This is a genomic window from Pseudomonas sp. VEM90 (genome assembly GCF_054611535.1).
Window position 1 is genome coordinate 253,730 of record NZ_JBTRAR010000003.1, and the last position, 26,393, is coordinate 280,122.

21 protein-coding genes and 1 tRNA gene are annotated in these 26,393 nt (G+C 62.5%); 18 read left to right on the plus strand and 4 right to left on the minus strand.

From position 1 onward, the window contains the following. The first annotated feature begins 180 nt into the window (after positions 1–180). The 6 genes from ACYCCG_RS05325 to ACYCCG_RS05350 all read left to right on the plus strand — a co-directional run bounded on the left by ACYCCG_RS05325 (position 181) and on the right by ACYCCG_RS05350 (position 7,363). Entirely contained in the window at positions 181–1,470 is a 1,290-nt protein-coding gene (locus tag ACYCCG_RS05325; RefSeq protein ID WP_459669639.1) for an OprD family porin, read from the plus strand. A 46-nt stretch (positions 1,471–1,516) separates the two neighbouring features. After that, positions 1,517–2,497 (plus strand): Bug family tripartite tricarboxylate transporter substrate binding protein, encoded by a 981-nt coding sequence (locus ACYCCG_RS05330; RefSeq protein ID WP_021785748.1) that lies wholly within the window; start codon positions 1,517–1,519, stop codon positions 2,495–2,497. A 68-nt stretch (positions 2,498–2,565) separates the two neighbouring features. Then, positions 2,566–3,024 (plus strand): tripartite tricarboxylate transporter TctB family protein, encoded by a 459-nt coding sequence (locus ACYCCG_RS05335; RefSeq protein WP_176682673.1) that lies wholly within the window; start codon positions 2,566–2,568, stop codon positions 3,022–3,024. A gap of 3 nt (positions 3,025–3,027) precedes the next feature. Beyond that, positions 3,028–4,542 carry a tripartite tricarboxylate transporter permease gene (locus ACYCCG_RS05340; RefSeq protein WP_103463003.1) on the plus strand — a complete coding sequence of 505 codons (1,515 nt, stop codon included), beginning with the start codon at positions 3,028–3,030 and terminating at the stop codon, positions 4,540–4,542. Beyond that, positions 4,535–5,590 carry an AbrB family transcriptional regulator gene (locus ACYCCG_RS05345; protein WP_459669643.1) on the plus strand — a complete coding sequence of 352 codons (1,056 nt, stop codon included), beginning with the start codon at positions 4,535–4,537 and terminating at the stop codon, positions 5,588–5,590. The genes ACYCCG_RS05340 and ACYCCG_RS05345 overlap by 8 nt, the downstream gene beginning before the upstream one ends. 90 nt (positions 5,591–5,680) lie before the next feature. Then, the gene (locus ACYCCG_RS05350) at positions 5,681–7,363 is read left to right on the plus strand and encodes a bifunctional metallophosphatase/5'-nucleotidase (RefSeq protein WP_459669645.1); all 1,683 of its coding nucleotides are present in this window, start codon (positions 5,681–5,683) and stop codon (positions 7,361–7,363) included. A gap of 27 nt (positions 7,364–7,390) precedes the next feature. Here ACYCCG_RS05350 and ung read toward each other — a convergent pair whose 3' ends face one another. After that, on the minus strand, positions 7,391–8,083 hold the full coding sequence (ung, locus tag ACYCCG_RS05355) for a uracil-DNA glycosylase (RefSeq protein ID WP_176682670.1): 693 nt from the start codon (positions 8,081–8,083) through the stop codon (positions 7,391–7,393). 126 nt (positions 8,084–8,209) lie between these two features. Here ung and ACYCCG_RS05360 point away from each other — a divergent pair, with 126 nt between their 5' ends. Next, on the plus strand, positions 8,210–9,316 hold the full coding sequence (locus ACYCCG_RS05360) for an enoyl-CoA hydratase/isomerase family protein (RefSeq protein WP_459669647.1): 1,107 nt from the start codon (positions 8,210–8,212) through the stop codon (positions 9,314–9,316). 44 nt (positions 9,317–9,360) lie between these two features. Here ACYCCG_RS05360 and ACYCCG_RS05365 read toward each other — a convergent pair whose 3' ends face one another. Beyond that, entirely contained in the window at positions 9,361–9,810 is a 450-nt protein-coding gene (locus tag ACYCCG_RS05365; RefSeq protein WP_176682668.1) for a hypothetical protein, read from the minus strand. Between the two features lie 211 nt (positions 9,811–10,021). Between ACYCCG_RS05365 and ACYCCG_RS05370 the strand changes: the two genes are divergently transcribed. The 7 genes from ACYCCG_RS05370 to ACYCCG_RS05400 all read left to right on the plus strand — a co-directional run bounded on the left by ACYCCG_RS05370 (position 10,022) and on the right by ACYCCG_RS05400 (position 16,958). After that, the gene (locus tag ACYCCG_RS05370) at positions 10,022–11,503 is read left to right on the plus strand and encodes a sensor domain-containing diguanylate cyclase (protein ID WP_339442991.1); all 1,482 of its coding nucleotides are present in this window, start codon (positions 10,022–10,024) and stop codon (positions 11,501–11,503) included. After that, a complete protein-coding gene (locus ACYCCG_RS05375; protein WP_176682666.1) occupies positions 11,496–11,708 on the plus strand; it encodes a cysteine-rich CWC family protein in 213 nt (70 codons plus the stop codon). Before ACYCCG_RS05370 ends, ACYCCG_RS05375 begins: the two co-directional genes overlap by 8 nt. A gap of 8 nt (positions 11,709–11,716) precedes the next feature. Continuing rightward, positions 11,717–12,409, plus strand: a complete 693-nt coding sequence (locus tag ACYCCG_RS05380; RefSeq protein ID WP_176682665.1) for a pseudouridine synthase — start codon at positions 11,717–11,719, stop codon at positions 12,407–12,409. Positions 12,410–12,753: 344 nt separating this feature from the next. Then, entirely contained in the window at positions 12,754–13,641 is an 888-nt protein-coding gene (phaG, locus tag ACYCCG_RS05385) for a (R)-3-hydroxydecanoyl-ACP:CoA transacylase (protein WP_176682664.1), read from the plus strand. A gap of 111 nt (positions 13,642–13,752) precedes the next feature. After that, positions 13,753–13,826 (plus strand) — tRNA-Gly (locus ACYCCG_RS05390). A gap of 210 nt (positions 13,827–14,036) precedes the next feature. After that, the gene (locus ACYCCG_RS05395; protein WP_176682663.1) at positions 14,037–15,743 is read left to right on the plus strand and encodes a SulP family inorganic anion transporter; all 1,707 of its coding nucleotides are present in this window, start codon (positions 14,037–14,039) and stop codon (positions 15,741–15,743) included. 204 nt (positions 15,744–15,947) lie between these two features. Then, positions 15,948–16,958 (plus strand): DUF4917 family protein, encoded by a 1,011-nt coding sequence (locus ACYCCG_RS05400; protein ID WP_339533718.1) that lies wholly within the window; start codon positions 15,948–15,950, stop codon positions 16,956–16,958. Positions 16,959–16,991: 33 nt separating this feature from the next. On the opposite strand, the gene ACYCCG_RS05405 is transcribed toward ACYCCG_RS05400, so the two are convergent. Together ACYCCG_RS05405 and ACYCCG_RS05410 are read right to left on the minus strand one after the other, a co-directional pair. Next, positions 16,992–18,206, minus strand: a complete 1,215-nt coding sequence (locus tag ACYCCG_RS05405) for a class I SAM-dependent methyltransferase (protein ID WP_209963751.1) — start codon at positions 18,204–18,206, stop codon at positions 16,992–16,994. A gap of 88 nt (positions 18,207–18,294) precedes the next feature. Next, positions 18,295–18,912 carry a TPM domain-containing protein gene (locus tag ACYCCG_RS05410; protein WP_209963747.1) on the minus strand — a complete coding sequence of 206 codons (618 nt, stop codon included), beginning with the start codon at positions 18,910–18,912 and terminating at the stop codon, positions 18,295–18,297. 186 nt (positions 18,913–19,098) lie between these two features. On the opposite strand from ACYCCG_RS05410, the gene bglX reads away from it, so the two are divergent. The 4 genes from bglX (at position 19,099) to ACYCCG_RS05430 (ending at position 26,179) form a co-directional block, all read left to right on the plus strand. Beyond that, positions 19,099–21,390 (plus strand): beta-glucosidase BglX, encoded by a 2,292-nt coding sequence (gene bglX, locus ACYCCG_RS05415; RefSeq protein WP_459669653.1) that lies wholly within the window; start codon positions 19,099–19,101, stop codon positions 21,388–21,390. A gap of 130 nt (positions 21,391–21,520) precedes the next feature. Then, on the plus strand, positions 21,521–23,278 hold the full coding sequence (locus tag ACYCCG_RS05420) for a sensor histidine kinase (RefSeq protein ID WP_176682658.1): 1,758 nt from the start codon (positions 21,521–21,523) through the stop codon (positions 23,276–23,278). Next, positions 23,272–24,606, plus strand: coding sequence for a sigma-54-dependent transcriptional regulator (locus ACYCCG_RS05425; RefSeq protein ID WP_459669655.1), 1,335 nt, complete (start codon positions 23,272–23,274; stop codon positions 24,604–24,606). Before ACYCCG_RS05420 ends, ACYCCG_RS05425 begins: the two co-directional genes overlap by 7 nt. Positions 24,607–24,859: 253 nt before the next feature. Then, entirely contained in the window at positions 24,860–26,179 is a 1,320-nt protein-coding gene (locus ACYCCG_RS05430; protein ID WP_176682656.1) for an MFS transporter, read from the plus strand. Positions 26,180–26,393: the final 214 nt, after the last annotated feature.

A 26,393-nucleotide genomic window follows, 5' to 3' on the forward strand; every position in this document is an offset into this window, starting at 1 on the left:
GGGACGGTGGCGCGGAGTGTACCGCTGTCACCACGCCTGTGAAGCCCCTCGTGACAAACCTTTCACGCTGAAAGGTTAGCGAAAGGTTCGTTGCCTAGCATCGCACCACGGTCGCCCTTCGCGCCGAAAAAAGCACCAGCAAGGTGCGACGAATAAGAACAATAAACGGAGTCATCGACGATGCTGTCATCGCAGCCGCAGGCGTTCGCGCCTACCCGTTCCTTTATCGCACGCCCTTCGGCCATCGCCAGCGCCCTCGCGCTTGCCGGTGTCGCCCCGATGAGCCAGGCCGCCTTCTTTGAAGACAGCACGGCCACCTTCGAAACCCGCAACATGTACTTCAATCGCGACTTCCGCGACGGCACCAGCGCGCAGCAATCCAAGCGCGATGAATGGGCCCAGGGCTTCATGCTCAATTTCGAGTCTGGCTACACCGATGGCACCGTGGGCTTTGGCCTGGACGCATTGGGCATGCTCGGCATCAAGCTCGACTCCAGCCCGGACCGTGCCAACAGCGGCCTGCTGCCGACCCACGATGACGGCAAGGCTGCCGACGAGTACTCCAAGCTGGGCCTGACCGGCAAGGTGAAGATCTCCCAGACTGAACTCAAGATCGGCTCCCTGATCCCCGACCTGCCGACGCTGCAGCCCAACGATGGGCGTATCCTGCCGCAAACCTTCGAGGGTGGCCTGCTCACCTCCAAGGAGATCAAGGGCCTGACCTTCACCGGTGGCCGCATAGACAAAGCCAAGGACCGCAACGACACCAACTGGGAAGACCTGACGCTGAACAACAAGAACGGCCGCTTCGGTGGCACTTTCAGCGCTGACAACCTGGCTCTGGGCGGGCTCGACTACCAGTTCACCGACCGCATCACCGGCAGCTACCACTTCGCCCAGCTCGACGATATTTACCGCCAGCACTTCATCGGCATGGTCGCCACCCAACCCTGGGGCCCGGGCACCTTGGGTGCCGACCTGCGCCTTGCGATAAGTGACGACGCTGGCGCCGCCAAGGCCGGCAACATCGACAACACCACCTTCAACGGCATGCTCAGCTATGCCCTGGGCGGGCACAAGGTCAGCGCTGCCTGGCAGCAGCTGTCTGGCGAAAGCGCCTTCCCGTATGTGGATGGCGCCAACCCGTACCTGGTCAACTTCGTCCAGATCAACGACTTCGCCGGTGCCGACGAACGCTCCTGGCAGGCGCGCTACGACTACAACTTCGCCGCGCTCGGCGTACCGGGCCTGACCTTCATGACCCGTTACGTCAGCGGTGACAACGTCAGCCGGGCTGCCGGTGGCGAAGGCAAAGAGTGGGAACGCAACACCGAACTGAAGTACGTGGTACAAAGCGGCCCGTTGAAGAACGTCGCCGTGCGCCTGCGCAACGCCACCTTCCGCTCCAACTTCGCCCGTGACGCGGATGAAGTGAGGCTGTTGGTCAGCTACAGCGTGGCGCTGTGGTAACCCCATAGCGGTAATCCGATAACAACAACGCTCACGGAGATCGACGATGACCTTTTCACTGCGCCGCCTCGTCCTCGCTACCGGCTGCCTGCTGTTGGCCGGCAACGCCCTCGCTGCAGAACCGAAACGCCCCGAATGCATCGCACCCGCCTCACCCGGTGGTGGCTTTGACCTGACCTGCAAGCTGGTGCAAAGCGCACTGGTGCAAGAAAAGATCCTCAGCAAGCCAATGCGCGTCACCTACATGCCCGGCGGTGTCGGCGCGGTAGCCTACAACGCCGTGGTCGCCCAGCGCCCGGCAGACGCCGGCACGCTGGTGGCCTGGTCCAGCGGCTCGCTGCTTAACCTGGCCCAGGGCAAGTTCGGCCGTTTCGACGAGAATGCGGTGAAATGGCTGGCTGCCGTCGGCACCAGCTACGGTGCCATCGCGGTGAAGAGCGACTCGCCCTACAAGACCCTTGATGACCTGGTCGCAGCGCTGAAGAAAGATCCGAGCAAGGTCGTGATCGGTTCCGGCGGTACCGTAGGCAGCCAGGACTGGATGCAGACCGCGTTGATCGCCAAGGCCGCAGGCATCAACCCGCGCGACCTGCGCTACGTGGCCCTGGAAGGCGGTGGCGAAATCGCCACGGCACTGCTGGGTGGTCACATTCAGGTCGGCTCTACCGACATTTCCGACTCCATGCCGCACATCCAGAGCGGCAACATGCGCCTCCTCGCAGTGTTCTCGGAAAACCGCCTGGACGAGCCGGAAATGAAAGACATCCCGACGGCCAAGGAGCAGGGCTACGACATCGTCTGGCCGGTGGTGCGTGGTTTCTACCTGGGGCCAAAGGTGAGCGACGAGGATTACGCCTGGTGGAAGGCCTCGTTCGACAAGATGCTGGCCTCAGAGGACTTCGCCAAGCTGCGAGACCAGCGCGAGCTGTTCCCGTTCGCCATGACCGGCGAAGAGCTGGACGGCTATGTGAAGAAGCAAGTGGCTGACTACAAGGCACTGGCCAAGGAATTCGGCCTGATCCAGTAAGCCTTCCACGACCTTTCATAGCCCTTGTGGGTGCGGGTTTACCCGCGCCCACAATCGAGGATTCCCCAATGATCCTTCAACGCATTTTCGCCCTGGCCCTGCTTGCGGTGTGTGCCGCCCTGGCCGTCATGGCCTGGCCCTACCAGGCTGCATTTTCCTATGAACCGGTGGGCCCGCGCGCCTACCCGCTGCTGGTGCTCGGCCTGATGGGGCTGGGCCTGCTGTACCTGGTGTTCCGCCCAACGCCCATCGTGCGCAAGGATGACGAACCAGAACTGGATCGCGAGACCCTGATCAAGATCACCGCCTGTGTCGGCCTGCTGCTCGTCTTCGCCGCCACCTTCGAAGCCCTCGGTTTCATCCTCAGCGCTGTCCTGGTCGGCCTGCCCATGGCCCGGCTGTACGGTGGCCGCGGACTGCGCAGCGCCATCGTGGTGGTCGGCATGAGCATTTTCCTCTACTGGCTGTTCGACCGCGTGATGGACGTGCCCCTGCCCCTTGGCCTGCTGAGCGTACTGGAGAACTGACACATGGATACCTTGAGCTACCTGGGCCAGGGCTTCGGCATCGCCCTGTCCCCCTACAACCTGGTCACCGCCCTCTCCGGCACCTTGATCGGCACCGTGGTCGGCTTGCTGCCGGGCCTGGGCCCGATCAACGGCGTGGCCCTGCTGATCCCCATCGCCTTTGCCCTCGGGCTGCCGCCGGAATCGGCGCTGATCCTGCTGGCCGCGGTGTACCTGGGCTGTGAATATGGCGGGCGTATCAGCTCGATCCTGCTGAACATCCCGGGCGAAGCCTCGACCGTCATGACCACCCTCGATGGTTACCCGATGGCCCGCCAGGGTCTGGCCGGTGTTGCCCTGTCGCTGTCGGCCTGGAGTTCGTTCATCGGCGCCTTCATCGCCACCTGCGGCATGGTGCTGTTCGCCCCGCTGCTGGCGAAATGGGCCATCGCCTTCGGCCCCGCGGAGTACTTTGTGCTGATGGTGTTCGCCATCGTCGCGCTGGGTGGCATGGCCGGTGACAAGCCACTGAAAACCTTCATTGCCGCACTCATCGGCCTGTTCCTGTCGGCGGTCGGCATCGACGCCAACAGCGGCGTGTACCGTTTCACCGGTGACAGCGTGCACCTGGCCGACGGCATTCAGTTCGTGGTGCTCGTGCTGGGCCTGTTCTCCATCAGCGAAATCCTCCTGCTGCTGGAAAAGACCCACCATGGCCACCAGGCGGTCAAGGCCACCGGCCGCATGCTGTTCAACTTCAAGGAAGCGGCCTCGGTGTTCCTGGTCAACATCCGTTGCGGCCTGCTCGGCTTCATCATGGGTGTTCTACCCGGCGCCGGTGCAACGCTGGCCAGCGCCGTGGCCTACATGACCGAGAAGCGGCTGGCGGGTGAAAGCGGCAAGTTCGGCAAGGGCGATGCCCGTGGCCTGGCAGCGCCGGAAACTGCCATTGGTGCGTCCTGCTGTGGCGCCCTGGTACCGATGCTGACCTTGGGCGTACCCGGCTCCGGCACCACGGCGGTGATGATCGGCGCCCTGACCCTGTACAACATCACCCCTGGCCCACTGCTGTTCGAGCAGCAGCCAGATATCGTCTGGGGCCTGATTGCCTCGCTGTTCGTCGCCAACATCATGCTGGTGGTCCTCAACATCCCGATGATCCGCATCTTCACCCGCATCCTCGCCGTGCCTAACTGGGCGCTGGTGCCTGTGATCGCCATCATCACCGCGATCGGCGTGTACGCCGTGCATGCCACTACCTTCGACCTGTTCCTCATGGTCGGCATCGGCATCATGGGCTACATCATGCGCAAGCTGGACTTCCCTCTGTCGCCGATTCTGCTGGGCTTCATCCTCGGCGGGCTGATGGAGCAGAACCTGCGCCGGGCGCTGTCGATCTCCAACGGTGAACTGGGCATCCTCTGGTCGAGCCCAATCAGCATGGGCATCTGGGCGCTGGTTGTGGCAATGCTCGCCCTGCCGCTGCTGCGCATCTGGCGCAAACGCAGCCTGCAGCGCCGGGCCTTGGCCGATGCCTGATCGGTCGTTGCCATGGTTCGTCGCGACCGGGTTGGTCGGCCTTGCTGGCGGTTTTGCCGCCAGCAAGGTCGGCTGGCCTTTGCCATGGATGGTCGGTTCATTGCTGGCGATCATCCTGGTGCGCTGCCTGACGCCCTGGCAACTTTCGGAAATCCCCAACGGCCGCAAGTGCGGGCAGTGGATCATCGGCATCGGTATTGGCCTGCACTTCACGCCAGCGGTGATCGAGCAAGTGGCCAGCCATTTCGCGCTGATCCTCTTCGGCGCGTTGTTCACCACCCTGTCCAGCGTGATCAGCGTATGGCTGCTGCGGCGAGCCGGCGAAGACCGTGCCACCGCGTTCTTTGCCAGCATGCCAGGCGGTTCGGGAGAAATGGTCAACCTTGGGGCGCGCAATGGCGCGGTACTCAGCCAGGTGGCAGCAGCGCAGAGCTTGCGTGTGCTGGCAGTGGTGCTGTGCGTGCCGGCGCTGTTCAAGTTCTTGCTGGGTGACGGGGTACCACTGAACCACACCGGTAGCGTGAGCTGGGGCTGGCTGGCACTGATTGCGCCCTTGGGCGTTGCCGTTGCCTTGCTTTGGCAGCGCTTGCGCCAGCCCAACCCATGGCTGTTCGGGCCATTGCTGGTAGCGGCTACGGTCAGCCTGGCCGGCAACCTGCAGATCGCCCTGCCCAATGGCGCCAGCCAGATCGGCCAGTGGCTCATCGGCAGCGGCCTGGCCTGCCACTTCAACCGCGCGTTCTTCCGCCGCGCACCGTCGTTCCTGGGGCGCACCTTGATGGCCACGGCATTGTGCATGGCGATTGCCGCCAGTGCCGCGTGGCTACTGAGCATGATGACTGCACTGGACTTGCGCTCACTGACACTGGGGATGATGCCTGGCGGGATCGCCGAAATGAGCCTCACGGCCGAAACGTTGCAATTGTCGGTGCCGCTGGTGACGGCGCTGCAGGTGATGCGCCTGATTTTGGTGTTGTTTCTTGCAGAACCGCTTTTCCGGTGGTGGGACAACAGGCATTCAAGCTGCAATCTCCCTGAAGATAGATAGTTACCACTTGCCCAATGCCCGGGTGAATAGAGTCGGTTTGCTGCCCTGATCGCCAGCAAACCCAAACTTCCCGGCATTCAAGAGGTAATGATGAAAGTCCGTCTTTCTTGCAACTGTCGCTCGGCTATTGCCTGGGCATGCCTTGCCATCAGCGCAGGCAGTCTTGCCGCAGAGTCACCTGCCCCCGTCCAGATCAACGTCGTGGCCATCAATGATCTTCACGGCTACCTGGAACCCACCCCCCAAGACTACGCCGGCGCGCAAGGCGCTACCCGCCTGACCTACGGCGGCATCGCCACACTCGGCGCCATGCTCGATGAACTGCGAACCCAGGACCCCGATCTGCTGTTCATCGGGGCTGGCGACTTGATAGGGGGCAGCCCCGCCATTTCTGCACTCTGGGCTGACGAGCCTGTGCTTGAGGCCCTGAGCGCGATGGGCATGATTGTCAGCGCATCCGGAAACCACGAACTGGATGCAGGCAAGGCCGAGTTCCTTCGTCAGATCCACGGAGGGTGCGAGTCAACACGCCCTGAAAAGGCTTGCAAGTTTCGCGGCAATTATCCTGGAAGTGGCTTCCCTTACATAGCGTCCAACCTGATCGATACCACTACGGGCAAGCGCTTGCTACCGGCCTATCACATTGAGCAGGTAAAAGGGGTCAAGATAGCGTTCGTCGGTGCAGTACCGCGCAACATGGAAAAAGTGGTTTCGGCCAGAGCATTCGCAGGGCTCAAAGCCACAGATGAAGCGCAAGCCATCAATGACGTGATTCCGGAGCTCAAAGCCAAAGGTGTCAATGCAATCATTGCGATCATGCACCAAGGAGGGGATACCGCCGAGCCGTTCGACACACAGGATTGCAGCCAGCTGGGTGGTGCGATCGTCGACGTGGCGAAGCGGCTGGATCCTGCGGTAGATGCCGTCATCAGCGGTCACTCGCATGCCAGCTATCAATGCAAGGTGGGTGACCTGAGCATCACTCAGGCTGGCAAGTACGGCCACTTCCTGACTCAGTTGAAGTTGCAGGTAACGCCAGGCACCCATCACGTCACAAACATCACTGCCCGCAATATTCCTGCTGACCCGCAGAACTACCTGCCGAACGCCAAGTTGGCCAGTCTGCTGGAGGAAGTGCGTCAGCGGTCCGGGGAAAAACTGCTCGAACCCATAGGACGCATCTCGACGACAGAACTTGACCGCGAAGAAAATGCCGCCGGTGAAACAACCTTGGGAAACCTGGTCACGGATGCCCAATTGGCCATGACCCAAGCGTTTCAGCCACAGATTGCCTTTCTCAACCTGGGTGGGCTGCGCAGTGATCTTATCCAGCCTGCCGATAGCGACCTGACCTACGAACAATTATTCGCCGTACAACCGTTCAATAACCCTCTGGTAGTTCAGGAATTGACAGGCAGGCAGATTACCGAACTGCTCAACCTTCAATGGAACAGGGGCAGTTTCAACCCGCTGCAGGTATCGAAGGGTTTCCATTATGAATGGGACGGTTCACGGCCTGTCGGCAGCCGTGTGGTCGACGGGAGTGTACGTCTGCACGGCAAACCCCTTGAGCCGTTGACCCATTATCGCGTAGTCAGCAACCTGTTCCTGGCCGATGGTGGCGGTGGCTTGGCCACGTTCAAAGAAGGAAGGCGACGTCAGGACACCGGCATTTCCGACCTGGAAGCCTTGGTGGAGTATGTGCGCCAGAACCATGAGCGGGGTATTGCAATTGGCCAGCGCAGCGAGCCGCGCATCAGCATGACGCCCTGAGCGATTGCGTACCCCACCCGCGGTTTCTCACAGTGGGGGCAGTGCCCAGTTGATGGGCCCGAGCCCCCGCTGCTCGAGGAAGCTGTTGGCACGACTGAAATGCCCGCAACCGATGAACCCGCGATACGCCGACAGCGGTGAAGGATGGACCGACTTCAATACCAGGTGCTTGGTACCGTCGATCAGCTTCTGCTTGCTCTGCGCATGAGCCCCCCATAGCAGGAATACCACGTTCGGGCATTGCTCACTGACCACCTGGATGACCCGGTCGGTAAACAATTCCCAGCCTTTCTTGGCATGCGACGCGGCATTGGCGCGCTCGACGGTCATGGTCGTGTTGAGCAATAGAACGCCTTGTTCCGCCCAGCTCTGGAGGTAGCCGTGGCTGGGGATCGGGATGTTCAGGTCGCGCTGCAATTCCTTGTAGATATTGACCAGCGACGGCGGTGTGGCCACGCCCGGTTGCACCGAGAAGCACAAGCCATGTGCCTGCCCCGGCCCGTGATACGGGTCCTGACCGAGGATGACCACCTTCACCTGGTCCAGCGGCGTCGAGTTGAGCGCATTGAAGATCAGCGGCCCTGGCGGGTAGATCTCCTTGCCGGCAGCGTACTCGCCACGCAGGAACTCGCGCAGTTGATGCATGTAAGGCTGGTCGAATTCACCGCGCAATGCGGCCTTCCAGCTGGGTTCGAGTTTGATGCGATCGTCGTCAGTCATGGGGCCTTCCATAAACAATGGCGCGACACTAGGTAAGCCCTTCGCGCTTGTCAAACGATCCGACCGACGACAGGCATGATCGGCCAGGCAAGCCATACTTGAGCGATGACTTGCGAGAGGTAGTCCATGACCATTCACTGCGAGGTACTCACCGGCGTCGATGGCGCCCGCATCGGCATCGCCACACTGGATGCGCCCAAGGCGCTCAATGCCCTGAACCTGCCGATGATCGAGGTGCTGGGCGAACAGCTGCATGCCTGGGCCCGCGACCCGGGTATCGTCTGCGTGCTGCTGCGCGGCAACGGGGCAAAAGCCTTTTGCGCAGGCGGCGATGTACGTGCGCTGGCGCAAGCCTGCCGCGACCACCCCGGTAGCGTTCCGCCGCTGGCGGCCTCCTTCTTCGCCGCCGAATACCGCCTGGACTTTGCCCTGCACACCTACCCCAAGCCGTTACTGTGCTGGGGGCATGGGCATGTGCTGGGTGGCGGCATGGGGCTGCTGCAAGGCGCCAATGTACGCATCGTGACCCCCAGCAGCCGGCTGGCCATGCCGGAAATCAGCATCGGCCTGTACCCTGACGTAGGCGCCAGTTGGTTCCTGACCCGGCTGCCGGGCAAGCTGGGTTTGTTCTTCGGCCTGACAGGTGCGCCAATCAACGCCCGCGATGCCCTTGACCTGGGCCTGGCTGACCGTTTCCTGGGCGAGCACCAGCAAGAGGCCTTGATCGAGGAGTTACTGCAACTCAACTGGCAGGAGCAGACCGCCATACAACTGAACAGCCTGCTCAAGGCCGAACAGCATCGTGCCTGGGCCGAGCTGCCGGATGCCCAGTGGCTGCCGCGACGGCATGAGATCGATCAGTTACTCGACGTGGCTGATGCTGCCTCAGCCTGGCGCGCACTGGAAAGGCTCAAGCAGCATGACGACCCATTGCTGGCAGATGCCGGCCAACGCCTGCACGAGGGTTGCCCGCTGACGGCGCATCTGGTCTGGGAGCAGATCCGCCGGGCGCGGTACCTGTCGTTGGCGCAAGTGTTCCAGATGGAATACAGCATGAGCTTGAACTGTTGCCGCCACCCTGAATTCAGTGAAGGCGTGCGCGCTCGCCTGCTGGACAAAGACAACCAGCCGCGCTGGCACTGGCCTGATGTGGCGCAAGTGCCGGCGGCGGTAGTCGAGGCGCATTTTGCCAAGGCGTGGGAAGGGCGGCACCCATTGGCGGATGTGGGTTAGCTTGCTGATCCGGGGGCTTCTTTTCAGCCCCCGCCTCCGCTCAGCTAGCGCTGCCAGTTTCCTCCTCGCCCCTGCCCGCGCCGCCCGTCCCAGCGACCGCGGTCGTCCACCTGCCGATTGGAGTGCCGATCGCCCTGCCGGTAACGCTGGCTGCCATTGCGATAGTCATGGCGATCCCGGTCCTGCCGGTAGTCTTGCCGCTGGCGATTGCCATAGTCATGGCGCGGGTTGCCATGCCACTGGTTCATCCCCGGCCGCGAATAGGGCCGGTAATGGGGCACAGGGGCCGACCGATTGTAGTAGCGGGGAGCAGGCTGATAGTAGTAGCGCGGCGCAGGCGCCACATAGTACCGGTCATGGCGGTAATACCCCGGCGCCACATAGCGGTCGGTAGAATAGTAGTCCGAACGGTAATAGCCTCCGCGGTCATGGTACGGGGCACAGGCCGAAGTCATCAGCCCCAGCAGGGTGATCAACAGGATTCGATAGGACATGGCGGCCTCCTGGACCGCTGGAGTGCCCGAACAGCGGCGCTGGCGAGCATCGATGCAAGATGTGTAGATCGACACTGAATAAGACAGTGGCGCGCAGGTGCAGTGCCATTCCTGCAATAACTTGATACAGGTGAAATAACCCTGAAAACTTGCAGTCATTTGCCCGCCATCTCAATAGAATAAGCGGCTCGGCACACATCATGGGAAGATCATGCCCTTACGTTCCGCTCTGTTCTCGCAGCGCTCGCTGATCGTTACCCTGCTCGTGTTACTGGCCTGCGGCTTCCTGGCCACTTCGCTGCTCAGTTACTTCTCCTCGCGCAGCGCCATCCGCGACAGCATCATCAATACCGAATTGCCGCTGACCTCCGACACTGTCTACTCGGAAATCCAGAAAGACCTGATCCGCCCGGTGCTGATCGCTTCGATGATGGCCCAGGACACCTTCCTGCGCGACTGGGTGCTGTCCGGCGAGCAGGATACCGAACGCATGACGCGCTACCTGGGCGAGGTCATGGGCAAGCAGGACATATTCACGTCCTTTTTCGTGTCCGATCGCACGCTGACCTACTACCAGGCCAAAGGTGTGCTCAAGCATGTCGAACCGGGCACCTGGCGTGATGCCTGGTATTTCCGTCTGCGTGAACTCAAGGCCCCTTATGAGATCAACGTCGACCTGGACATGGCCAACCAGGACAGCCTGACTGTGTTCATCAACTACCAGGTGCACGACTACCAGCAGCGCTTCATCGGTGCGGCAGGCGTAGGCCTGAGCGTATCGTCGGTGGTCGAGCTGATCGATCAGTACCAACGCCGCTACCAGCGCGCGGTGCTATTCACGGATGCCAAAGGCAAGGTGCTGTTGACCGGCTCCGGGGGCGGCCCGCATGGCTTGCAAGTCGGCCAGCCACTTAAGGAAAACCCTGAGCTGAAGGCCCTGCTGGCCGAGCAGTGGGTGCCAGGCGAAGGCAGCCACGAGTACCATGACAGCGAAAACCACAGCCACTTTCTCAACGTGCGTCACCTCCCCGAACTGAACTGGTACCTGCTGGTGGACAAACGCGAAACCGGCGTCCTCGACCGCATTCGCCAGGCCCTGTACCTGAACCTGGCGATCTGTACGATGATCACCCTGGTGGTGCTGGCACTGGTGCATGCCATGGTCCGCCGCCACCAGGCCAGCACCGAAGCCTTGGCCACGCTCGACAGCCTCACCGGCTTGCACAACCGGCGCAGCTTCGACCTGCTCGCCGCCCAGGCGTTGCGCGAAGCCCGGCGCGACAGCAGCCCACTGGTGGCCTTGCTGATCGATCTGGACCACTTCAAGGCGCTGAACGACACCCACGGCCACCTGGCAGGTGACGAAGTGCTACGCCAATTCGCCAATGTGTTGCAAGGCAGCCTGCGTCAGTCAGATATACTGTGCCGCTGGGGCGGTGAGGAATTCATCGTGCTACTGCGCGAAGCTGAAGGCCGCCAGGCCATCGAGGTGGCGGAAAAGATCCGCCGACGCACCGAGCAGCTGACCTTCAGTTACGACAACAAGCCGCTGCGGCTGACCACCAGCATCGGCCTGAGCAGCCTGCAACCGGGGGATACCCTGCACGCCCTGCTGACCCGCGCCGACCGCGCGCTTTATCGTGCCAAGCAGGCTGGCCGCAACCGCGTCTGCAGTGAAACCCGCCATGAATGACAAGCAACATTGCCCCGCTTGCGGTGCCCTCAACCAGTGCAGCCTGGCCGACCCACGCCGTGCCACCCAGGCTTGTTGGTGCTACAGCGTGACCATCGACCCGGCCGTGCTCCAGGCGCTGCCCGCCGAGCTGCGCAACAAGGCCTGTCTGTGCCCGCGCTGCGCCGCCATTGAAGAACAGCTCCGTCCATCCGCTGCCCACTGATCGTTTCCATGCGCCTTGATCGTTTCCTCGCCAACCTGCCCAGCTACAACCGCCAGCAAGTTCGCCTGATGCTGGCGCAACGCCGCGTGCGGGTGGACGGCCAGATCGTCAGCGACCCGCTGACCGAAGTACGTGAGTTCAGCCGCGTAGAGCTGGACGAGCAACTGCTGCAGGCCGGCCGCCCGGCCCGCTACCTGATGCTGTACAAGCCCACTGGCTGCGTAAGCGCCACCCACGACCCGCAACACCGTACTGTTCTCGACCTGCTGCCAACGGCGTTGCGAGATGACCTGCACATCGCCGGGCGCCTGGACTTCAACACCACCGGGCTGATGATCCTGACCAACGATGGCCAGTGGTCACGGCGCCTGACCCAGCCTGCCACCAAACTGCCCAAGCATTATCTGGTGGACACCGAGGACGAGATTGGCGAGCACTATGTGGCCAAGTTTCGCGAGGGTTTCTATTTCGCCTTCGAAGACCTCACCACCCAGCCTGCCCAGCTGGATATCCTCGGCCCCCACCAGGCCCGGCTGGCGATCGTCGAAGGGCGCTATCACCAGGTCAAGCGCATGTTCGGGCATTTCAACAACAAAGTGGTGGGGCTGCACCGGGAAAGCATGGGGGCGATCCGGCTGGATCCGGGGTTGGCGCCGGGAGAGTACCGTGAACTGACGGCCAATGAGATAGCCACTGTCTAGGCCGCAACAGACAGCCCGGCTCGTCATACGACCGCTCAGCGACAAAAGTCACATTACTTACCGAACGGCACTTGCGCGATCCCCAACCCACTGCTTGAATCCAAATCGTCAGTCTGCATGTGACTACCAGGTCACACCCGCGGTCGATGACACTTTTTGTCGGCCACCCAAGGCCTAGATGCCTTGGGGCACGGCAAATTGCCCGCCAAAAAAAATACCGTCGACGCAAGTGCCAAGGATCGACACAGGGCCCCCGGTTTTATCTTCAGGCAAATGCCTACCTGTCATAAAGCACGTGCACCCTAGGTGACGCGAATACCCTTTTTGCGCCAGGAGTCGATGACATGAGGCCAGAAATCGCTGTACTTGATATCCAAGGTCAGTATCGGGTTTACACGGAGTTCTATCGCGCGGATGCGGCCGAAAACACGATCATCCTGATCAACGGCTCGCTGGCCACCACGGCCTCTTTCGCCCAGACGGTACGTAACCTGCACCCACAGTTCAACGTGGTACTGTTCGACCAGCCGTATGCCGGCAAGTCCAAACCGCACAACCGTCAGGAACGGCTGATCAGCAAGGAGACCGAGGCGCATATCCTCCTTGAGCTGATCGAGCACTTCCAGGCAGACCACGTGATGTCTTTTTCGTGGGGTGGCGCAAGCACGCTGCTGGCGCTGGCGCACCAGCCGCGGTACGTGAAGAAGGCAGTGGTGAGTTCGTTCTCGCCAGTGATCAACGAGCCGATGCGCGACTATCTGGACCGTGGCTGCCAGTACCTGGCCGCCTGCGACCGTTATCAGGTCGGCAACCTGGTCAATGACACCATCGGCAAGCACTTGCCGTCGCTGTTCAAGCGCTTCAACTACCGCCATGTGAGCAGCCTGGACAGCCACGAGTACGCACAGATGCACTTCCACATCAACCAGGTGCTGGAGCACGACCTGGAACGAGCGCTGCAAGGCGCGCGCAATATCAACATCCCGGTACTGTTCATCAACGGCGAACGCGACGAGTACACCACAGTCGAGGATGCGCGGCAGTTCAGCAAGCATGTGGGCAGAAGCCAGTTCAGCGTGATCCGCGACGCGGGCCACTTCCTGGACATGGAGAACAAGACCGCCTGCGAGAACACCCGCAGTGTCATGCTGGGGTTCCTCAAGCCAACCGTGCGTGAACCCCGTCACCGTTACCAACCTGTGCAACAGGGGCAGCATGCATTTGCCATCTGAGCGGCTCGGCGCCTTGTAGCAAATACCCGCAAGCCATGGGGCGCCGACAAGCTTTTTTATAACTTGGGCTTCTAATTCGCTGAAGGTTCTGGTAAAAAGTCGAGCTCAGATGCGGGTATAGTTTAGTGGCAAAACGAAAGCTTCCCAAGCTTTAGTTGAGGGTTCGATTCCCTCTACCCGCTCCACATCGCATTCCCGCATGGCGTTCCAGCAACGTCATCGCAGTCAAAAGGAGCCTTGGCTCCTTTTTTCGTTTTCCCCCCTCCCGTGATCTGGCCCATGGCCATTTACCCGCCGATCCGCTTCAATGCGCATCGGGCCTCAGCACGTGCAAGCGAAACGGCTTGTGGCGGATATGCTCAATGGATTCGTGAAACCATTCGAAAGGACAACGCATGTTTCTCTCCCGCTGGCTACCGGGCCTTGCCAACCTGCTGCACTACCGCCGTGAATGGTTCCACGCCGACCTGCAAGCTGGCCTGTCGGTAGCCGCGATCCAGATTCCCATTGCCATTGCCTATGCGCAGATCGTCGGGCTGCCGCCGCAATATGGCCTGTACGCCTGTGTGCTACCGATGATCGTCTACGCGCTGATCGGTAGCTCGCGCCAGTTGATGGTCGGCCCCGACGCCGCCACCTGCGCGATGATCGCCGGTGCCGTGGCACCGCTGGCCATGGGCGACCCGCAGCGCATCGCTGAACTGTCGGTGATCGTCACCGTGCTGGTCGGCGTGATGCTGATTGCCGCCGGCCTGGCGCGGGCCGGGTTCATCGCCAGCTTTTTCTCGCGGCCGATCCTGATCGGCTACCTCAACGGTATCGGCCTGAGCCTGATCGCCGGGCAGCTGTCCAAGGTGGTGGGCTTCAAGATCGAGGGCGACGGTTTCATCCTCAGCCTGATCAACTTCTTCCAGCGCCTGGGGGAAATTCACTGGGTCACATTGATCATCGGCCTGGCCGCCCTGGGCCTGCTCATCTGGCTGCCACGGCGCTACCCGCGCCTGCCCGCCGCCCTCACGGTAGTGGCGCTGTTCATGCTGCTGGTTGGCCTGTTCGGCCTCGACCGCTTCGGCGTCGCCGTCCTTGGGCCGGTACCTGCAGGCATCCCGCAACTGGCCTGGCCACACAGCAACCTGGCAGAAATGAAGAGCCTGCTGCGCGACGCCCTGGGTATCGCCACCGTCAGCTTCTGTAGCGCCATGCTTACCGCACGCAGCTTTGCCGCCCGGCATGGCTATGCGATCAACGCCAACCACGAATTCGTCGCCCTGGGCGTGAGCAACCTGGCGGCCGGGGTTTCCCAGGGTTTTGCCATCAGCGGCGCCGACTCGCGCACGGCAGTCAACGACATGGTTGGTGGCAAAAGCCAGCTGGTGGGCATCATCGCTGCACTGGTCATCGCCCTGATTCTGCTGTTCTTCACCGCGCCCATGGCGTGGATCCCGCAGGCTGCGCTGGGCGCCGTGTTGCTGATGGCTGGCTGGGGGCTGATCGACATCAAGTCGCTGGGGCACATCCGGCGCCTTAGCCGCTTCGAGTTCTGGCTGTGCCTGCTGACCACGGCGGGCGTACTGGGCCTGGGCGTGCTGCCCGGCATCGTGTTTGCCGTGACCCTGGCGATCCTGCGCCTGCTTTACAGCATCTACCAGCCCACCGATGCCGTACTGGGCTGGCTGCCGGGCACCGAAGGCCAGGTGGACATCCGCAAGTTCAAGGACGCCCGCACCGTGCCTGGCCTGGTGGTGTACCGCTTCGACGACGCCATCCTGTTCTTCAATGCCGACTACTTCAAGATGCGCCTGCTGGAAGCCGTGCAAAGCCAGGACCAGCCTAAAGCCGTGCTGTTCGATGCCGAAGCGGTAACCAGCATCGATGTCAGCGGCATGGCCGCCCTGCGCGAAGTCCGCGACACCCTGGCGGCCCAAGGCATCTTCTTCGCCATCGCCCGCGCCCGAGGCACCTTCCTGCGCATGCTGGTGCGCTCGGGGATGGCGCGGGACATGGAAGACAAACTGCTATTCGGCTCGGTCCGCGCGGGAATTCGCGCGTACCGCGTGTGGCGCAACCGAAACCGCAGTGTGCAAGTGACAGAACAGGGTTGAGCGGCTTTCATCCTGTTCAACGTGCTGCGACTGTGCTGGCCCTTTCGCGGGTAAACCCGCTCCTACATGGACTTGTAGGAGCGGGTTTACCCGCGAAAGGGCCAGCACAGACAACCCAAAACCATCGCCTTGACACCAACCCTCGCACACCTCGCATGACATGCTAAAGTCGCCCCGTTCCCCGCACCACCCAACGGACCCAGCATGCCCGCACTCGATGCCACCCTTACCCCCTGGCCAGAACTCGCCGCCCGCCACCCCTGCGACGCCCTGCTGCTGGGCAACGGCGCCAGCCGCGCAGTATGGAAGCCGTTCGGCTACTTCTCGCTGTTCGAGCAAGCGCAACGCGCGGGCCGCAAGAAAGGCCTGGCGGTCAGTGACCAGGCATTGTTCAAGTCCCTGGCCACGGAACTGTTCGAGCCGGTGCTCAGCGCCCTCAACACCACCGTGCGTACCAATGCCGCCCTGGCCATCAACTCCACCGCGCCGCTGAACCGCTACTACTCGATCAAGGAAGCGTTGATCCACGCCGTGCGCACGGTGCATCTGCCCTGGCCGCTGATGCCGAAGGCGACACTGACAACCCTCAATCAGGCGCTGCGCGGCTATCGAAGCGTCTACACCAGCAACTACGACCTGCTGCTGCCATGGGCCGTGCAGCACGCCCCGAATGGCTTCGCCGAACTGTTCGACGAACAAGGCTATTTCGACGTTCGACGCACCGGCAGCGAAGGCACCCGGGTGCTGCACCTGCACGGCGGCCTGCACCTGCTCAAGCTGCCCGACGGCACCACCCGCCAGCGCAGCGCTGAAAGTGCCGAACTGCTCGATGGGTTTGCCGTGAACATCCCGGGTGAAGTACCGCTGTTCGTCAACGAAGACCGCAGCGACGAGAAACTGCGCGCGATCCGCAACTCGGACTATCTGAGCTGGTGCCTGGGGCAGCTGGCAAGGGAAAGCCAGGGGCTATGCCTGTTCGGGCAGCACCTGGACAGCAGTGACCGGCACCTGCTCGACGCAGTGCGCCAAGCCCGTCCGCAACAGCTCTCCATTGCCATTCGGCCGCTAGGCGAGGCTTCGGTGATCAATCAGAAGCAGCATTTTGCAGATCGTTTCGGGGATTTGCCGGGGACGACGCTGCATTTCTTCGATGCCAGCACCCATCCGCTGGGGCAGGCAGCATTGGCTGTCGAAGTGCCCTCAGCTCGGCGCTGACAGCGTCCCCTGCAGGCATGCCGGTGGGTGGCGTCAGAGCAACCCATCCGCCCGCAACAATGTTTCCAGGCAATGCTCCTGCACCCCATAGAACGCCTTGAGCTGGGCAATCTTCTCCAGCAACGCCCCGTTATCCCCCGCTTGGCGCCGCTTCACCGCAAGAATCATCTTGTTCTTGTTGGTGTGCTCCAGCGAGATGAACTCGAACACCTTGGTTTCATAGCCACAGGCTTCCAGATACAGCGCGCGCAGGCTGTCGGTGAGCATTTCGGCCTGCTGGCCCAGATGCAGGCCGTACTGCAGCATGGGTTGCAGCAACCCCGGGCTGTGCAGTTGCGGGCGGATCTGTTTGTGGCAGCACGGCGAGCACATGATGATTGCGGCGTTGCAGCGGATGCCGGTGTGGATGGCGTAGTCGGTGGCGATGTCACAGGCATGCAAGGCGATCATCACCTCGATGGCCTCAGGCACCACGCTGCGTACGTCACCACACTGGAACTCCAGGCCCGGGTGGTCCAGGCGTGCGGCTGCGGTGTTGCACAGGTCGACCATGTCCTGGCGCAGTTCCACGCCAGTCACCTGTGCGTCGCGGCCCAGGCTGTTGCGCAGGTAATCGTGCATGGCAAAGGTCAGGTAGCCCTTGCCCGAGCCGAAGTCGGCCACCCGCAGTGCCTGCTCGGCCGGCACCGGGGCGCTGGCCAGGGCGTGGTCGAACACCTCGATGAATTTGTTGATCTGCTTCCACTTGCGCGACATGGACGGGATCAGTGCGCCTTGTGCATCGGTCACACCGAGGTCGCGCAGAAACGGCCGCGACAGCTCCAGATAACGCTTCTTCTCGCGGTCATGCCCACTGCCCGCGTCGGCCACGCGCGGCGCCTGGGCACCGTGGCGCTGGAGCATCGGTTTGCCCTTCTTGCTGAAGGTCAGCTGCACTTCGCCGTCAACATCGAACAGGTGAGCATTGCGGAAGCTGTCCGGCAGCAGTTCGGAAACCAGCACCTGAGCCTGGTCCAGCGGCAGGTTGCGGGTGATGTCACGGGTCTGGTGGCGGTAGACCAGCGACAGGCACGGCTGGCCCTTGACCTGCAGCGGCTTGGCAATGATCCGTTGCAAGGTCTGGTCGGCACCGACATGGCGCGCCAGCACCAGTTTGACCAGGGTTTCGCCGTGCAGGGCGGCGTTCAGCAGGTCGAGAAACTGAGCGCGCGCATCCGGCGCGGAAGAGGCAGAAGTACTGGCGGGCATGAAAAAGGGGGCCTTGGGTAGCGGAACGCCTATTCTAACGTGCCCCAAGCACCCTGTGGGAGCGCTCTCCAGAAACGCTGGTGCTCCTTCAGTCGAGAATCACCAAGCGGTTGGGCAACTCGTTGCGGGCATGGGTTGGCGGCACGTGCCGGCTAAGCAGCTCGCCACACGCCTCGATGCACTCGACAAAGCCCTGCAAGGTCCGGCCCTGGCGCACCTGCTCGGCAAAGCGGGCACCGATGGCCGCGCGGGCCTCGGCATCCAGGCAGTGTTCGATACCCCGATCGACCAAGATTTCCACATGCCGCTCCGCCTCGCTGACGAAAATCAGCACGCCCGTGGCGCCTGCTGTGCGCTGCAGGTTCTGCTCGCGAAACTGCTGGCGGGCCAGGCGTGAGGCTCGCCAGCGGCGCAAGGCACGGGGGATCAGCCAGTCGGCCAGGCGCGCGTTGCGCAGCAGCAGGCACAGACCGACGAACAACAGCACGTTGCCCAGCAGCACACCACGCACGCTGGGCCAAGCCAGCAGCCAGTGCAACAGACCCGGTACGGACAGCGCCAGCACAGCGGCGCAGAGCAACGGCCAATAGGCGTAGTCGTCGGCACGGCGGGCCAGCACCGTCACCAGTTCGGCATCGGTACGCCGTTCGGCACGGGCTATGGCTTCGGCAATCTGCCGCTGATGGTATTCGTCGAAGGGCGTCATGCCGTCGGTCTCTTGAGCGTTCTTATAGTTGTTATCCCGGCATTCGGGGCTTCATCCGCAGGCGATATATTCAGGCATAATCCGCCGCTGGAAGAATTGCCCGCAAATCGTACAACAATAGCCGCCTGAAAACTTCGGTCGCGCACGTATCACGGTGGATACGGCAGCGGCCCCATAACGGAATTGATGATGAAACTGTCTTTGCTGGGCCTGGCCATGGGCCTTGCCAGTCAGGCGGCCCTCGCCGCCCCCTCCGCGCCGCCCCTGCAGGACAAGCAGGCATTCATCGAGCATCTGATCAGCCAGATGACCGAAGCCGAGAAAATCGGCCAGTTGCGCCTGATCAGCATCGGCCCGGAAATGCCCCGCGAGAAGATCCGCGAGGAAATCGCCGCCGGCCGCATCGGTGGCACCTTCAACTCTCGCACAGCCCCCGAAAACCGACCGATGCAGGACGCGGCCATGCGCAGCCGCCTGAAAATCCCGATGTTCTTCGCCTACGACACCGTCCACGGCGAGCGCACCATCTTCCCGATCGGCCTGGGCATGGCCGCCACCTGGGACATGGAGGCCGTCGCCAAGGTCGGCCGCACCGCGGCGATCGAAGCCTCGGCCGACGCCCTGGACATGACGTTCGCGCCAATGGTGGATATCGCCCGTGACCCGCGCTGGGGCCGCACCAGTGAAGGTTTCGGCGAAGACACCTACCTGACTTCGAAAATCGGCCAGGTAATGGTGCGCTCGTTCCAGGGCAGCAGCCCGGCCAACCCCGACAGCATCATGGCCATCGTCAAGCATTTCGCCTTGTACGGCGCAGTGGAAGGCGGGCGCGACTACAACACGGTCGATATGAGCCTGCCGAAAATGTACAACGACTACCTGCCACCCTATCGCGCCGCGCTCGATGCGGGCGCCGGTGGCGTGATGGTCGCGCTGAACTCGATCAACGGCGTACCAGCCACCTCCAACACCTGGCTGATGAACGACTTGCTGCGCAAGGAGTGGGGCTTCAAGGGCGTGACCATCAGCGACCACGGCGCCATCCAGGAGCTGATTCGCCACGGCGTCGCCCGTGATGGCCGTGAAGCCGCCAAGCTGGCGATCAAGGCCGGCATCGACATGAGCATGAACGATACCCTGTACGGCGAGGAGCTGCCGGGCCTGCTGAAGTCCGGCGAAGTGAGCCAGCGCGAACTGAACCAGGCGGTGCGTGAGGTGCTTGGTGCCAAGTACGACATGGGCCTGTTCAAAGACCCCTACGTGCGCATCGGCAAGGCCGAAACCGACCTGAAAGACTACTACGGCAACGACCGCCTGCACCGCGAAGCTGCGCGTGACGTGGCACGCCGCAGCCTGGTGCTGCTGGAAAACCGCAACCAGACCCTGCCGCTGAAAAAGGCCGGCACCATTGCCTTGGTCGGCCCGCTGGCCGATGCCCCGATCGACATGATGGGCAGCTGGGCCGCCGACGGTAAGCCCGTTCACTCGGTGACCGTGCGCGAGGGCTTGCGCCGCGCCGTGGACGGCAAGGCCAAGCTGGTCTACGCCAAAGGTTCCAACGTCACGGGCGACAAGGCGATCCTCGATTACCTGAACTTCCTCAACTTCGATGCCCCGGAAATCGTCGACGACCCACGCCCGCCTGCCGTGCTGATCGATGAAGCAGTCAAGGCGGCGAAGCAATCCGACGTCGTGGTCGCTGTAGTTGGCGAGTCCCGCGGCATGTCCCATGAGTCGTCGAGCCGTACCACCCTGGAGATCCCGGCCAGCCAGCGCGAGCTGATCAAGGCGCTCAAGGCCACCGGCAAACCGCTGGTGCTGGTGCTGATGAACGGCCGTCCGCTGTCGATCAGCTGGGAGCGCGAGCAGGCCGACGCCATCCTGGAAACCTGGTTCGCCGGCACCGAAGGCGGCAATGCCATCGCCGACGTGCTGTTTGGCGACTACAACCCCTCCGGCAAGCTGGCCATTACCTTCCCACGGTCGGTGGGGCAGATCCCGATGTACTACAACCACACCCGCATCGGCCGGCCGTTCACGCCGGGCAAGCCGGGCAACTACACCTCGCAATACTTCGAAGAACCCAACGGGCCGCTCTACCCGTTCGGCTATGGCTTGAGCTACAGCAGCTTCGAGCTGTCGGGCCTGAAGCTGTCGGGCAAGGATCTCAAGCGCGGCGATACGCTGGAAGCCAAGGTAACGGTCAAGAACACCGGCAAGGTTGCAGGCGAGACGGTGGTGCAGTTGTACCTGCAGGATGTGTCGGCGTCGATGAGCCGCCCGGTGAAAGAGCTGAAAAACTTCCAGAAGCTGATGCTTGAACCAGGTGAAACCCGCACGTTGACCTTCCGCATCAGCGAGGACGACCTGAAGTTCTACAATGGCCAGTTGCAGCGGGTTGCCGAACCTGGGGAGTTCAATGTCCAGGTAGGGCTGGATTCCCAGGCGGTGCAGCAGCAGAGCTTCGAATTGCTTTGACTGAAAATGGCCGCCTGTTCCGGCCTTTTCGCGGCTAAACCCGCTCCTGCAGGTGCTGCAGAGTACCTGTAGGAGCGGGTTTACCCGCGAAGAGGCCGGCCCCGATATCCCACCACCGGATCCGCCCCCAATGCCCTTTTCCTTTCGCGCCCTGCGTCTGGGGCTGATCACCCTGCTGATCGTGCTGGGTACCGCACTCAGCGCCGGCTGGGCCATGCACCAGGCCAAGCGCCAGGCCATGGAAGACGACGCCAAGCGTGCCAGCCAGCAACTGGGCCTGTACGCCAACGCACTGCACACCCTGATCGAGCGCTACCGCGCCCTCCCCGCCGTGCTGGCGCTGGACCCGGAGCTGATCGCAGCCTTGCGCGGCCCGATCGATGAAGGCGTTCAGAACGCCCTGAACCACAAGCTCGAACGCATCAATGGCGCCGCCAATTCCTCCACCCTCGAACTGCTCGACCGCACCGGCCTGGCCATTGCCGCCAGCAATTGGCGGCTGCCCAGCAGCTACGTCGGCTCCAACTACGGTTTCCGTCCCTACTTCAAGCAAACCCGCAGCCAGGGCAGTGGCCGCTTCTATGCCGTGGGCGTGACCAGTGGCGTGCCGGGCTACTTTCTCGCCAGCGCGGTGAACGACGAGCACGGCCGCTTCCTTGGCGCCATGGTGGTGAAGCTGGAATTCCCCGAGCTGGAACGCGAGTGGCGACAGGGCAACGATATCCTGTTGGTCAGCGACGCCCGCGGTATTACTTTCATTGCAAACCAGGATGGCTGGCGCTACCGCGAGCTTCAGCCGCTCAGTGGTGCCGACCGTGCCGAGCTGGCCGAAACCCGTCAGTACGACAAGCAACCGCTGGTGCCGCTCCAGCATCAGGTGCTGACGCGGTTTGCCCCCTACAGCACCCTTAGCCGCGTGCAAGGCCCCGAGGGTAGCACCGAGTACTTGTGGGAAAGCCTGCCGCTGGAAGGCGAAAACTGGACCTTGCACCTGCTGCGCAAACCGCAGGTCGCTGCCGACGGCCGTAATGCCGCGCTTGGCGCCGCCGCCGTCTGGCTGAGCCTGGTGTTCGCCGTCCTTTTCGTCAGCCAACGCCTGCGCCTGGCACGCCTGCGCCAGCGCAGCCGGCAAGAACTCGAACGCCAGGTCGAGGAGCGCACCCGCGAGCTGCGCACTGCCCAGGAAGGCCTGGTGCAATCAGCCAAGCTGGCCGCACTCGGGCAGATGTCGGCGGCCATGGCCCACGAAATCAACCAACCGCTGACCACCCAACGTATGCAGCTGGAGACCCTGCGCCTGCTGCTTGACCATGGTCGCCACGACGAAGCACGGCAAGCGCTGGAGCCGCTGGAACAGATGCTCACGCGCATGGCAGCACTGACCAGCCACCTGAAAACCTTTGCCCGCAACAGCCCGATGGGCCTGCGCGAACGCCTCGACCTGGCAACCGTGGTCGATCAGGCCTTGCACCTGCTGGAAGCGCGCATTCGCAGCGAGGAAGTGGAGGTGGCTCTGTACCTGGCACGCCCGGCCTGGGTACGCGGCGATGCCATACGCCTGGAGCAGGTGCTGATAAACCTCCTGCACAATGCACTCGACGCGATGATCGACAAGCGCTACAAACGCCTGGAGATCCGCATCGAACCCGACGGAGAGCTATGGCGCCTGAGCGTGCTCGACTCGGGTGGCGGCATTGCCGAAGCCGACCTGCCCAAGGTCTTCGACCCGTTCTTCACCACCAAACCGGTGGGGGAAGGGCTAGGGCTGGGCCTGGCCATTTCTTACGGCATCGTCCATGAGGCCGGCGGCCAGCTGCGGGCCGAAAACCTGCCTGGCGGCGCGCGCCTGAGCCTTACCCTGCCCCGTGACCTGGAGCCTGTATGTTGAATTCGGTGATCGTCGTCGATGATGAAGCCAGTATCCGCACTGCTGTCGAGCAATGGCTGAGCCTGTCAGGCTTCAGCGTGCAGTTGTTCGCTCGCGCCGAAGAGTGCCTGGCGCACCTGCCGCAGCACTTCCCTGGGGTGATCATCAGCGATGTACGCATGCCGGGTATGGATGGCCTGCAATTGCTCGAACGCCTGCAAGCGAACGACCCCGACCTGCCCGTGATTCTGCTGACCGGTCACGGTGATGTACCGATGGCGGTAGAAGCCATGCGCAGCGGGGCCTATGACTTCCTGGAAAAACCCTTCACGCCGCAAGACTTGCTGGGCAGCCTGCATCGCGCCCTGGAAAAGCGCCAGCTGGTGCTGGAGAACCGCCGGCTCCACGAGCAGGCCGACCTCAAGTCACGCCTGGAAGTCACGCTGCTGGGCATGTCCCAGGGCCTGCAACAGCTGCGCCGGCAAGTCCTGGACCTGGCCAGCCTGCCGGTAAACGTACTGATCCGCGGTGAAACCGGCAGTGGCAAGGAGCGGGTGGCCCGCTGCCTGCACGACTTTGGTCCTCGCGCCGCCAAGCCCTTTGTAGCCCTTAACTGCGCGGCCATCCCCGAATCGCTGTTCGAGGCCGAACTGTTCGGCCATGAGAGCGGTGCCTTCACGGGCGCCCAGGGTAAACGGATCGGCAAGCTGGAGTACGCCAACGGTGGCACCGTGTTCCTCGACGAAATCGAGAGCATGCCACTGGCCCAACAAGCCAAGCTGTTGCGGGTGATTCAGGAGCAGAAGTTGGAGCGCCTGGGGGCCAACCAGAGCATCAGCGTGGACCTGCGCATCATTGCGGCGACCAAGCCCGACCTGCTCGGGGAGGCTCGTGCCGGGCGCTTCCGCGAAGACCTGGCCTACCGCCTGAATGTGGCCGAATTGCGCCTGGCACCGCTGCGCGAGCGGCGGGAGGATATTCCGCTGCTGTTCGAACACTTTGCCCGTGCTGCCGGTGAAAAGCTTGGTCGCGCTGCCCCGCCGCTATCGGGTGCACAGCTGGCGCAGCTGCTGTCACATGACTGGCCTGGCAACGTGCGTGAGCTGGCCAATGCGGCGGAGCGGCATGCGTTGGGGCTGGGTTCGCCAAACATCGAGGTTGCACCTGCCGGGCAGTCGCTGGGCGAGCAAATGGAAGCATTCGAGGCGCAATGCCTGCGTGCGGCCTTGCGTCAGCATGGGGGCGAGATCAAGTCGGTGATGGAGGCGTTGCAACTGCCGCGGCGCACGCTTAACGAGAAGATGCAACGGCATGGGCTGGTGCGCGAGGATTTTATTGGGCAGGCATGAGCGGAAATCCGCTTATGACCAGGACCTGGTAGGCGAAAAACTGCTCATCACATCGAGATTTCGGACTGCTTTGCAGCCCTTCGCGGTCAGGCCCGCGCCTGCATAGGGCGGCGCAAGGCCCACTACTGTGCCGGCTTGGGGTATTTGATGCCCTCAAATGAATCAGCCCGCACCCATTTGGCACACCTTCTGCAATTGCCTTGGCAAGCTGCGCCACGGCGCGCTCCACAAAAACAACGAGAAGGTATCCCTGATGGATAACGCCACCTCCCTGCCCGCCGGGGCGGCCACCGCGCCTGCCGCAGAAAAAACCACCGCCAGCCGCTTGAAGTCGATTTTCAGCGGGTCCATCGGCAACATGGTCGAATGGTACGACTGGTACGTCTACGCCGCATTCTCGCTGTACTTCGCCAAGGCCTTCTTCCCGGCCGGCGACTCCACCGCACAACTGCTCAATACCGCCGCGATCTTCGCCGTGGGCTTCCTCATGCGCCCGATCGGTGGCTGGCTGATGGGCCTGTACGCCGACCGCAAGGGCCGCAAGGCCGCGCTGATGGCGTCGGTCCTGCTCATGTGCGCCGGCTCGCTGGTCATCGCCCTGACCCCGGGTTACGAAACCATCGGCGTCGCCGCACCTGTCCTGCTGGTCATCGCGCGCCTGCTGCAGGGCCTGTCGGTGGGTGGTGAATACGGCACCTCGGCCACCTACCTCAGCGAAATGGCCAGCAAGGAGCGCCGTGGTTTCTTCTCCAGCTTCCAGTACGTGACCCTGATCTCCGGCCAGCTCATCGCCCTGGCGGTACTGATCGTCCTGCAACAGACCCTGACCACCGAGCAGTTGTACGCCTGGGGCTGGCGCGTGCCGTTCGTGATCGGTGCGCTGTGCGCGGTGGTGGCCCTGTACCTGCGTCGCGGCATGGAAGAAACCGCCTCGTTCACCAAGAAGGAAAAGGCCAAGGAAAGCCTGATGCGCACCCTGCTGCGTCACCCCAAGGAACTGATGACCGTCGTCGGTCTGACCATGGGCGGTACCCTGGCCTTCTACACCTACACCACCTACATGCAGAAGTACCTGGTCAACACCGTAGGCATGAGCATCAGTGACTCGACCACCATCTCGGCCGCCACGCTGTTCCTGTTCATGTGCCTGCAGCCGGTGATCGGTGGTCTCTCCGACAAGATCGGCCGCCGTCCAATCCTGATCGCCTTCGGTGTGCTCGGCACCCTGTTCACCGTCCCTATCCTCAGCACCCTGCACACCATCCAGAGCTGGTGGGGTGCGTTCTTCCTGATCATGGCAGCGCTGATCATCGTAAGCGGCTATACCTCGATCAACGCCGTGGTCAAAGCCGAGCTGTTCCCTACCGAGATTCGCGCCCTGGGCGTGGGCCTGCCGTATGCCCTGACCGTGTCGATCTTCGGTGGCACCGCCGAATATGTGGCCCTGTGGTTCAAGAGCGCTGGGATGGAGAGCGGCTTCTACTGGTACGTCACCGCCTGTATCGCCTGCTCGCTGCTGGTCTACGCGACCATGAAGGACACCAAGCAGCACTCGCGGATTACCACTGAGTAACGCTGGCCTGGCAGTACTAAAAGGGGCGCTCCATTGCATGGAGCGCCCCTTTTCTATTCAGACTTTTCCTTCTTAACGCCCTATTAATTCCACCTCATCAAGCTGCAATGGCTGGCAGAACGTTGGCGCCCGCAAGGACGCTCCCTAGCCAGGCTTGCGGCCTGAAGCACGACATACGCGCCCAAACACATCGAATAAATAGATTATTAAGCGC